Origin of the sequence: Roseateles sp. (genome assembly GCF_046300915.1) — a bacterium.
Lineage (GTDB): Bacteria > Pseudomonadota > Gammaproteobacteria > Burkholderiales > Burkholderiaceae_C > Kinneretia.
In genome coordinates, this window is the sequence record NZ_JBKCLH010000234.1 from 1 (window position 1) to 9305 (window position 9305).

Sequence of the window (9305 nt, forward strand, 5' to 3'; positions counted from 1 at the left end):
GCATGCAAGCCTTGTGACGGTCGCGCTTGCGGGCTTGCATGCAAGCGACATGCATTTGCCGGCATGAGCCGCTGCGGCACACTCCGGGGCCTAACCCGCTGGTGGGCGCCGGAGGGCCTCGGCAAGATCGCGCCACTTTCCAACCCGCCCCATCCCATGCCTGCCCTCGCACGACTCCGATTTGCTGCCGCTTGCGCCGCCTTGCTGGCCGGTGCTGCCGGCGCCCAGACCGCCATTCCCATTGGCGGTGCCCTCAAGTACGACAACCATGTGGTGTGGAAACGCATCGTTGACGAGGCCGGCGGCCCGGGCGCGCGCTTTGTGGTGTTCAGCACCGCGGCGGCCAATCCCGAGCGCAGCGCCCGCCAGATCGTGGAGGCACTCAATCGCCAGGGTGCCCAGGCGCAGTGGGTGCCCGTGGCGCCGCGCCTCAAGGACCGCGATCTGAAGGCCGAGCTGGAGAGCCCTGCCAATCTGGAGCTGGTGCGCCAGGCCCGCGGCGTCTATTTCTCCGGTGGCGCCCAGGAGCTGATCGTCGACACCCTGCAGCCTGCTGGCGAGCCCACGGCCCTGCTGCAGGCCATCTGGCAGGTCTACCGCAGCGGCGGCGTGGTGGCCGGCAGCAGCGCAGGTGCGGCCATCATGAGCACCGTGATGTTCCGGGACGCCCAGGACACCCTGCGCGTGCTCAAGGGCCAGCTGCGCGAGGGCCAGGAGATCGACCGCGGTCTGGGCTTTGTGGGGCCGGAGCTCTTCATCGATCAGCACTTTCTCAAGCGCGGCCGCTTCGGCCGCATGCTGCCTCTGATGCAGGCCAAGGGTTATCGCCTGGGCCTGGGCGTTGACGAGGACAGCGCCGCCATCATCAAGGGCGGCCAGATCGAGGTGATTGGCGCCAAGGGCGCCTTGCTGGTGGATCTGTCCCAGGCCCGTCACGAGCCGCAGCTGGGCGCCTTCAATGTGCGCGGGGCTCAGCTGAGCTATCTGGACCGCGGCGATCGCCACGATCTGAAGACCGGCGTGACCACGCCCTCGCCACAAAAGGCCGCCGACCTGGCCATCGATCCCAAGGCCCCGAACTTCAAGCCCTATTTCAAGAGCGTGCCCTTCTATGCCGACATGCTGGGCGACACCACCGTGGTGAACGCCATGGGCACCCTGCTGGACAGCCCGGCCGGCGAGACCCTGGGTCTTGCCTTCGCCGGCACCCCGGCGGTCGATGACAGTCAGCCGGACCTGGGCTTCGAGTTCCGGCTCTACAAGACGCCCGCCACGCGTGGCTGGTTCACCGGCGCCTTCGGGGGCGAGGACTACACCGTGGTCCGCATGGGCCTGGACGTGATGCCGGTCCAGATCCAGCGTCCCCTCTACCGTCTGATGCCTGTTCAGACCTCGCGCTGAAAGCCCCCCATGAGAAGCGAGATTCACGCGCTGCCGGCGGCGAGCGCCGGTACGACACGCCTGTTGCGCAGCCTGCATTTCGGCACGGGCCAGAGCGGGCGCAAGGCCTATATCCACGCGGCCCTGCACGCCGACGAGGTGCCGGCCATGTTGGTGGCCCAGCATCTGCGTCAGCGCCTGCTGGCGCTGGAGACCCAGGGCTTGATCACGGGCGAGGTATTGCTCCTGCCCATGGCCAATCCGGTGGGCCTGTCCCAGGATCTGCAGGGGGCTCATTTCGGCCGCTTCGATGCGGCCACGGGCCTGAACTTCAATCGGGCCTACCGTCATCTGACCCAGGCTCTGATCCCGCGCCTGGAGCTATTGCTGGGTCAGGATGAGCAGCTCAACAAGCAGCTGATCCGACGCGAGGCCCTGGCCTTGCTCGCGGACTGGCAGCCCCAGACCGAGACCGAGGCGCTCAAGCAGCTGCTGCAGCGTCTGGCCATGGATGCCGATGTGGTGCTGGACCTGCACTGCGATCACCAGGCCGTCATGCATGTCTATGCCGGCACGCCGCTGGAGGCGCCGGCCCGCGAGCTGGGTGCGCTGCTGGGCGCTCAGGCCCTGCTGCTGGCCCGGGCTTCGGGGGACGACCCCTTTGACGAGACCATCTCGCGCATCTGGTGGGAGCTGGCCGATCATTTCGCGGGCCGCTTCCCCATTCCCCAGGCCTGCTTTGCGGCCACGGTGGAACTGCGCGGCGAAACCGAGACCGACCACGCACTGGCGGCCTGCGATGCCGAGGCTCTGCTGGCCTTTCTGCAGCGCCAGGGCCTGATCGAGGGGCCGCCCCTGCTGCCCCTGCCCGCCGAGCGCTGCGAGCCCACGCCGCTGGAGGGCGTGGAGCCGCTGACGGCCCCGCACGCCGGTCTGCTGGTCTTTGCCAAGGCACCGGGCGACTGGGTCGAGGCCGGCGATCTGGTGGCCGAGCTCATCGATCCGCTCGACGACACCGTCACCCCCTTGCGCGCCAGCGTGTCAGGTCGGCTGTTCGCGCGCGTCTCGCGACGCTGGGCCGGGCGGGGCATGCGGGTGGCCAAGGTGGCCGGCGCCCAGGCCTATCGCAGCGGCAAGCTGCTCTCGATGTGAGATTGCTCTCGATGAAACTGCGTCTACCCAATACCTTTGTCCTGCTCTTCGCCTTGCTGGCCGTGATCGCCCTGGCCACCTGGGTGGTGCCTGGCGGTCAGTACGACACCCTGATGCTCAATGGCAAGAAGGTGGTCAATCCCGACTCCTTCCGCTGGGTGGAGAGCCGTCCCCAGGGCCTGGTGGCCCTGATGATGTCGCCCATCAAGGGCTTTGTGGAAGCGGGGCTCATCATCGGCTTCGTGCTCATCGTGGGTGGCACCTTTGCCGTGCTGCAGCAGAGCGAGGCCATCGATGCGCTGATCAAGTCGGTGGCGCGCGCCCACAGCCGCTCGGCCTTTGTGCGCGTGGCCCTGATCCCCATCTTCGTCACGCTCTTCTCGATTGGTGGCGCCACATTCGGCATGGCCGAGGAGGCCATTCCCTTCGTGCTGATCTTCATTCCCCTGGCCCTGGCCCTGCGCTATGACAGCGTGGTGGGCGCGGCCATTCCCTTCGTGGGCTCGCAGATCGGCTTTGCCACCGCCTTCCTCAACCCCTTCAATGTGGGCGTGGCCCAGGGCATTGCCCAGGTGCCCATGTTCTCGGGCCTGGGCTATCGCTTTCTGTGCTGGGCGGTGTTCACGCTGCTCACCATCGCCTTTCTGATGTGGTACGCGGCTCGCATCAAGCGCGACCCGCGCCTGAGCCCGACCTTCGAGCTCGACGAGGAGAAGCGCCGCAATCTGGACCTGGCCGCCTTTGAGCAGTTCAGCGGCATGACCCGCACCCACAAGGCTGTGCTGGCCCTGTTCGTGGGCACCCTGGGCGCCATGATCGTGGGCGTGGTGAAGTTCGGCTGGTACATCGAGGAGATTGCCGCGCTCTTCCTGTCCATGGCCATCCTGGTGGGTGTGGTGGCGCGCCTGGGCCAGGAGCGCTGGGTGGCTGCCTTTGTGGGCGGCGCCAAGGACCTGGTGGGCACGGCCCTGGTGATCGCCCTGGCCAAGGCCACCGTGATCCTGATGCGCGATGGCCACATCATCGACACCCTGCTGCATGCCCTGGTGCCCTATGTGGAGTCCGCCAGCCCGGTGTTCGCGGCGCAGAAGATGTTCGTGATCCAGTCGGTGATCAACTTCTTCATCCACAGCGGCACCGGCCAGGCGGCCCTGACCATGCCCATCATGGCCCCGCTGGCCGATCTGGTGGGCGTGACGCGCCAGACCGCCATCCTGGCCTTCCAGTTCGGCGAGCTGAGCACGCCCATCATCCCAACCTCGGGCATCACCGTGGGCGTGCTGGCCCTGGCCGGCATTCCCTTCGGCCGCTGGGTGCGCTGGATGCTGCCCCTGCAGGTGGTGTATTTCCTCGTGGCCCTGGCCCTGCTGGTGCCGCCCGCGCTCACGCAGTGGCAGTAAAGTGCTGACGTGAACCCTGCCGCCCCGCTGCCTACCCGTCGCTGCGCGCTGCTCTTGCTGCCTGGCGGCACGGCGCTGGCCGCGGCGGGCCTGCTGGAAGCTTTGGGGCGGCTCAATGAGCTGCAGGACGAGGTGCGCTACGAACCCGTCTGCCTGAGCCTGGGGGAGGGCGCCGCTGCCCTGCGCAGCCGCCCGATGCGCTCGGAGGAACGCGACTGGTTTGCCTTCTTCGTGGTCGGCGGGGATGACAGCCTCGCCGCCTCGCCGGGCTTGCAGCTGCTGCTGCGCGACCTGGTCGCCGCCGGGGTGGCGCACCTGGGGGCTGTGGGCAGTGGCAGCCTGTGCCTGGCCCGGGCCGGCCTGCCGGCCGGTCGCCGCATGACGGCGGACTGGTCCCTGATCGATGCGCTGCGCAGCGACCATCCCGAGGTGGTCTGGTGCAACCAGGTCTGGGAGATGGACCTGGCCCGCGCTCCGGCCCTGCTGAGCTGTGCCGGCGGCGCCTCCAGCCTGGACCTGGCCTGCGCCTGGGCGGCCAGCCTGCATGGCGAGCGCGCAGGCCAGCAGCTGGCCGTGCTGCTCGGGCTGGAGCAGGTGCGCGGTCGCGAGGTGCGGCCCCGCGTGCCGGAGCAGGGCGGGCGCACCAGCGCCAAGCTGGCCGAGGCCCTGGCCCTGATGGAGGCCAATCTGGCCGAACCCCTGCCCACCGAGGAGGTGGCGCGCCTGGTGGGCGTGTCGCGCCGCCAGCTGGAGCGCTTGTTCAAGCAGCACCTGGATTCTCTGCCCTCGCGCCACTATCTGGAGCTGCGTCTGCAGCGGGCGCGTCGCCTGCTGCAGCACAGCGGGCAATCCATACTCCAGATCGGTCTGTCCTGCGGCTTCTCCTCGGGGCCGCATTTTTCCAATGCCTACAAGGCCGCCTTTGGCCGCACCCCGCGGGAGGAGCGCAGCGCTGGCGCGCGTGCCGCCCTGCCATGGCGCGCCAGCGGAGAATCCAGCGCATGAGCCCTGCCCACGACCTGCTGCTGCGCCCGGTGGCGCCCGAGGATCTGCCCGCCCTGGAGCGCATCGCCGCGGCCACGGCCGATGGCATCAGCTCCCTGCCCGAGGACAGCGAGCGCTTGCGCGAACGCATCGAGCGCTCCTGCCAGGCCTTTGCCAGCGAAGACGCGGCCAGCGGCGAGGAGACTTATCTCTTCGTGCTGGAGGAGCGTGGCCGGGTGATCGGCAGCAGCGGCATCGCCGCCAGCGCCGGCTTCCACGATCGCTTCTACAGCTATCGCAATGAGTTCGTGGTCCATGCCTCGGCAGCCTTGGGGGTGAGCCAGCGTCTGCACACCCTGCATCTATGCCACGATCTGACGGGCGTGACCCTGCTCACCAGCTTCTACATCGAGCCTGCCTACGAGGCCGGTCTGGCGCCGCAGCTGCTCTCGCGCGCACGCCTGCTCTTCATCGCCCTCTTTGCCGAGCGTTTCAACAGCCGTATCGCGGCCGAGCACCCGGGCCTGGTTGATGCGCAAGGCCACAGTCCTTTCTGGGATGCGGTGGGGCGGCGCTTTTTCAATATGGATTACGCCCAGGCGGAAAAGGTGGTGGGTGGACGCAGCAAGGCCTTCATCGCCGATCTGATGCCGCATTCCCCGGTCTATGTGCCCCTGCTGCCCGAGGCGGCGCAGTTCGCCATCGGCCAGCTTCATCCCGTGGGCGAGCTGCCCTTCGGCATCCTGCAGGACGAGGGCTTCGATGCCGACACCTATATCGACATCTTCGACGGCGGCCCCACGGTGGAGGGCCGCTTGGAGCTGCTGCGCAGCGTGCGTCAGGCGCGACGCCTCGCCTTGCGGCCGGGCGCGCTGGGCCTGGGCCAGGAGCATTGGCATCTGGTCTGTACCGAGCGGCGCCGTGACTTCCGCGCCAGCCTGGCCAGGCTGCCGGCCGGCATCCAGGAGCTTTCGCCCGAGCACCGGGTCTTCGAGCGTCTGGGCCCGCCGCCCGGCGCGAGCGTGATGGTCTCGCCGCTGGATGCGGTCCAGGAGGAGCTGCGATGAGCGATGCCCGGTACTCGCTGCGCGCCTGGACCTCGGCGGACGAGGCCGTGTGCGGCCAATGGCGCAACCAGGCCGGCCTGCCTCCCGCGGCACCCGCGCCCGATGAGCAGGCCCTGGTGCTCTGCGATGTCGACGGCCGCCCCCAGGCCTGCGCTCGCTTGCGCCCATACCTGGGCCTGGATCGCCCCCGCTACAGCTTCCACATCGGGCGGGCCGTGCATGCGGCGGCCGAGCTGGGCCTCAACCACTGTCAGGACACCTTGTTGCTGGGCAATGACCACACGGGCGAGGCCGAGCTGGTGGACCTGGCGCATGCGCCCGACTGCCCGCAGCCCCAGCAGGCCTTGAGCGCTTTGCTGGAGGCCCTGCTCAAGCCCTGGCTGGCCGACCCTGCCAACCGCGAGCGCCAGTTGGTGGTGGAGCTGGCCGGCTGGCGCCGGGCCGATGGCCGCTCGCCCTTCTGGGATGGGCTGGGGCGTTTTTTCTACCCCGCAGACGCGAGCCCGCAGCGCGCGCGCTGGGGCGAGGCCTGGCCCGCGCATCTGGCCGCCCTGATGCCGCGCCAGACCCTGTATCTGTCCTTTCTTGCCGAACCGGCGCGCCAGGCCCTGGGGCGCGCGCCGGAGTGCGCAGGTCCGGCCCTGCAAGCCCTGGCGAGCCAGGGCTTTGCCTACAGCCGTCATGTGCGCATCGACGATGGCGGACCCATCTGGGCCTTGCAGGCCAGCACGCGACAGGCTTGAAGTCTCCCGAGTGGCGGGGACAAACACTTCACAAGAAAACAATTTATAATTTCGTAAATTGTTGTGCCCAAGGCGAGCTCAGCTTCGGCCTCGGGATGTCCGTGAGGTGTGATGTGAATTCTGCCCTGGCCCTGGATGTCGAGCGGCTGCGTGAGGCGGCCGCGCAGGCGGTGTCCGCTCTCAAGTTGCTGGCCAACGAGGACCGCTTGTTGCTGCTGTGCCAGCTCTCGCAGGGTGAGGCCTGCGTGTCCGATCTGGAAGCCCGCCTGGGCATACGTCAGCCCACGCTCTCGCAGCAGCTGGGCGTGCTGCGCAACGAGGGCGTGGTCGAGACCCGGCGTGAGGGCAAGAACATCTACTACCGCGTCGCCAGCCCCGAGCTGCTGCAGCTGCTGGCCACGCTTTACCGGCTTTACTGTCCGCAAGGAGATGACTGAGATGAATATTGCCTGGTCTGCCTTCACCCCCTGGTCGGCCCTGGCCGGCGGGGCCTTGATCGGCCTGGCGGCCGCGCTGTTCGTGCTGCTCAATGGCCGCATTGCTGGCATCAGCGGCATCCTGGGCGGCTTGCTGCGCCCGGTGCGCGGCGATCTGGCCTGGCGCATTGCCTTCCTGGCCGGCCTGATCGGCGCGCCCCTGGTCTACGGCCTGTTCGCGCCCTTGCCGCAGCCGCAGATCGAGGCCGACACCGGCCTGCTGATCGCCGCCGGCCTGATCGTGGGCGTGGGCACGCGCTACGGCGCGGGCTGCACCAGCGGCCACGGGGTCTGCGGCCTCTCGCGCCTCTCGCCGCGCTCCCTGGTGGCCACCCTGGCTTTCATGGCGGCGGGTTTCGTCACCGTCTATCTGCTGCGTCACGTCTTCTGAAGAGGGAGGGCTGCATCATGCCTATCAAGAATCTTCTGGCTGCCCTGCTGGCGGGCCTGGTGTTTGGTCTGGGCCTGCTGGTCTCGGGCATGGCCGATCCGGCCAAGGTGCTGGGCTTTCTGGATCTGGCCGGGGCCTGGGACCCCTCGCTGGCCCTGGTGATGGCGGGCGCCATCGGCGTGGGCCTGCTGGCCTTCCGCGCCGCGGGTGGGCGCACACGCTCCTTGCTGGACGAGGAGATGCGTCTGCCCACCGCGCGCCAGATCGATCGCCGCCTGGTGTTGGGCAGCGTGGCTTTCGGCGTGGGCTGGGGCCTGGCCGGCTTCTGCCCGGGGCCGGGTCTGGTGGCTCTGGGCCTGGGGCAGGGCAAGGCCCTGATCTTTGTGCTGGCCATGGTGGCCGGCATGCTGGTCTTCGAGTTGCTGGAGCGCGGCCGCCGGGCCTGATGGCTGATCTCAGGGCAGATCGCAGGGCGGATATCAGGCCAGCAGCTTGTTGATCAGCTCGGGTGTGGTGGCGGCCTTGTACTTCTTCATCAGCCGGGCGCGGTAGACGTCCACCGTGCGCGGGCTGATATTGAGCCGCCGTCCGATCAGCTTGCTGGTCAGGCCCTCGATCAGCAGGGCGGCGATCTCACGCTCGCGGGCGGTGAGCTCGGCCGTGAGACGCCGGCGCTGCGACAGATCCTCGAAGCTCCAGATGCCCTCGGCATGGGGGTCCTGCGGGTCCAGGGCGCGTCCGGTGACATGGCACCAGAACAGCTCCTGGCTGCCCACGCGGCGCATCACGCGGTCATCGGCGTAATAGCCCTGGGCATCCAGCATGGCCACGATGCGCTGGCCCGTGTGTTCGAACTCGGCCGGGCTGGGGTAGAGCATGGCAAAGCTCTGGCCAATGAGCTGCTCGCGCTGCGCCCCGAACATCTGCAGCAGCTGCTCGTTGCAGTCCACGATCAGGCGCTGGCGCGAGAGCACCAGGCCGACGGGCGCACGTTCGAAGGCGGTGCGGTAGTCCAGCCCCATGCTCAGAGCAGGGCGTAGGTGGTGCTGGCCTGCACGGCCAGGCGCCCGTCGGGGTTGAGCAGATCGATGCTGCCAAAGGCCAGGCTCTTGCCGCTGCGCAGCACCCGCGCCTCGACCAGGCAATGGTCTGCCGACACCGGCCGTAAAAAGCTGGTGTTCAGCTGCACCGTGGTCATGGGCCGGAACTCGCCCAGCTCGGCCATCATGGCCAGCACCATGGCCGTATCGGCCGCGGCCATGGCGGCTTGGCCGCACATGACACCGCCCACATGGACGTATTCGGGCTTGACCGGCATGCGCAGCCGCACCTGCCCGCCGGGGCCGCAGTCCAGCACTTCGAAGTCCATGGCCGTGATCCAGGGCGCGAAGATGCGCGGGATGGCGGCTTGCAGATCGGTGGCACTGAGAGGCATGGCTTGGGCTGGCTTGGGGCTCTGGGGCGGTGCGGGGTGGCGCAATGGTAGCGGCAGGCGCACGCTCCCCGGCTCGTGGGGGTGAACCCGGGCGGCGGCTCCCTCGGCTCGAAGGACAATGCCGGCCATGGAGTGGAGGCCGTGTCGGGCGCCCAGGCGTTCTGTGAAGCGTTCTTTTGCCCGCTGCGTCGCAGGCGGGGCGCCCGCTGCTGCCTGGCCCATATCGCGTGCCAGGCTTGAGGCATGAGCAGCGCGGTCAGCTGCCCACAGTGGGCCC

The 9305-nt window shown here is 68.7% G+C and carries 11 protein-coding genes; 9 read left to right on the forward strand and 2 right to left on the reverse strand.

Annotated features, from left to right (window positions below; translation table 11 throughout):
• The first annotated feature begins 156 nt into the window (after positions 1 to 156).
• From ACK5F2_RS17640 to ACK5F2_RS17680, 9 genes are all read left to right on the forward strand, one after another.
• The gene (locus ACK5F2_RS17640) at positions 157 to 1401 is read left to right on the forward strand and encodes a cyanophycinase (protein WP_409867065.1); all 1245 of its coding nucleotides are present in this window, start codon (positions 157 to 159) and stop codon (positions 1399 to 1401) included.
• Positions 1402 to 1410: 9 nt separating this feature from the next.
• On the forward strand, positions 1411 to 2532 hold the full coding sequence (locus tag ACK5F2_RS17645; RefSeq protein ID WP_409867068.1) for a succinylglutamate desuccinylase/aspartoacylase family protein: 1122 nt from the start codon (positions 1411 to 1413) through the stop codon (positions 2530 to 2532).
• Positions 2533 to 2543: 11 nt separating this feature from the next.
• Positions 2544 to 3932 carry a YfcC family protein gene (locus tag ACK5F2_RS17650; RefSeq protein WP_409867070.1) on the forward strand — a complete coding sequence of 463 codons (1389 nt, stop codon included), beginning with the start codon at positions 2544 to 2546 and terminating at the stop codon, positions 3930 to 3932.
• Between the two features lie 9 nt (positions 3933 to 3941).
• Positions 3942 to 4937, forward strand: a complete 996-nt coding sequence (locus tag ACK5F2_RS17655) for a GlxA family transcriptional regulator (RefSeq protein WP_409867072.1) — start codon at positions 3942 to 3944, stop codon at positions 4935 to 4937.
• On the forward strand, positions 4934 to 5983 hold the full coding sequence (locus tag ACK5F2_RS17660) for an arginine N-succinyltransferase (protein WP_409867075.1): 1050 nt from the start codon (positions 4934 to 4936) through the stop codon (positions 5981 to 5983). The genes ACK5F2_RS17655 and ACK5F2_RS17660 overlap by 4 nt, the downstream gene beginning before the upstream one ends.
• Entirely contained in the window at positions 5980 to 6726 is a 747-nt protein-coding gene (locus tag ACK5F2_RS17665; protein ID WP_409867077.1) for an arginine N-succinyltransferase, read from the forward strand. The genes ACK5F2_RS17660 and ACK5F2_RS17665 overlap by 4 nt, the downstream gene beginning before the upstream one ends.
• Positions 6727 to 6821: 95 nt before the next feature.
• A complete protein-coding gene (locus ACK5F2_RS17670) occupies positions 6822 to 7163 on the forward strand; it encodes an ArsR/SmtB family transcription factor (protein WP_409867080.1) in 342 nt (113 codons plus the stop codon).
• A 1-nt stretch (position 7164) separates the two neighbouring features.
• Complete coding sequence (locus ACK5F2_RS17675; protein ID WP_409867083.1) at positions 7165 to 7593, forward strand: YeeE/YedE family protein; 429 nt, start codon at positions 7165 to 7167, stop codon at positions 7591 to 7593.
• 17 nt (positions 7594 to 7610) lie between these two features.
• Entirely contained in the window at positions 7611 to 8039 is a 429-nt protein-coding gene (locus ACK5F2_RS17680; RefSeq protein WP_409867085.1) for a DUF6691 family protein, read from the forward strand.
• Between the two features lie 33 nt (positions 8040 to 8072).
• On the opposite strand, the gene ACK5F2_RS17685 is transcribed toward ACK5F2_RS17680, so the two are convergent.
• Together ACK5F2_RS17685 and ACK5F2_RS17690 are read right to left on the reverse strand one after the other, a co-directional pair.
• Positions 8073 to 8615, reverse strand: coding sequence for a LuxR C-terminal-related transcriptional regulator (locus tag ACK5F2_RS17685; protein ID WP_409867087.1), 543 nt, complete (start codon positions 8613 to 8615; stop codon positions 8073 to 8075).
• 2 nt (positions 8616 to 8617) lie between these two features.
• Positions 8618 to 9028, reverse strand: coding sequence for a PaaI family thioesterase (locus ACK5F2_RS17690; protein WP_409867090.1), 411 nt, complete (start codon positions 9026 to 9028; stop codon positions 8618 to 8620).
• Positions 9029 to 9305: the final 277 nt, after the last annotated feature.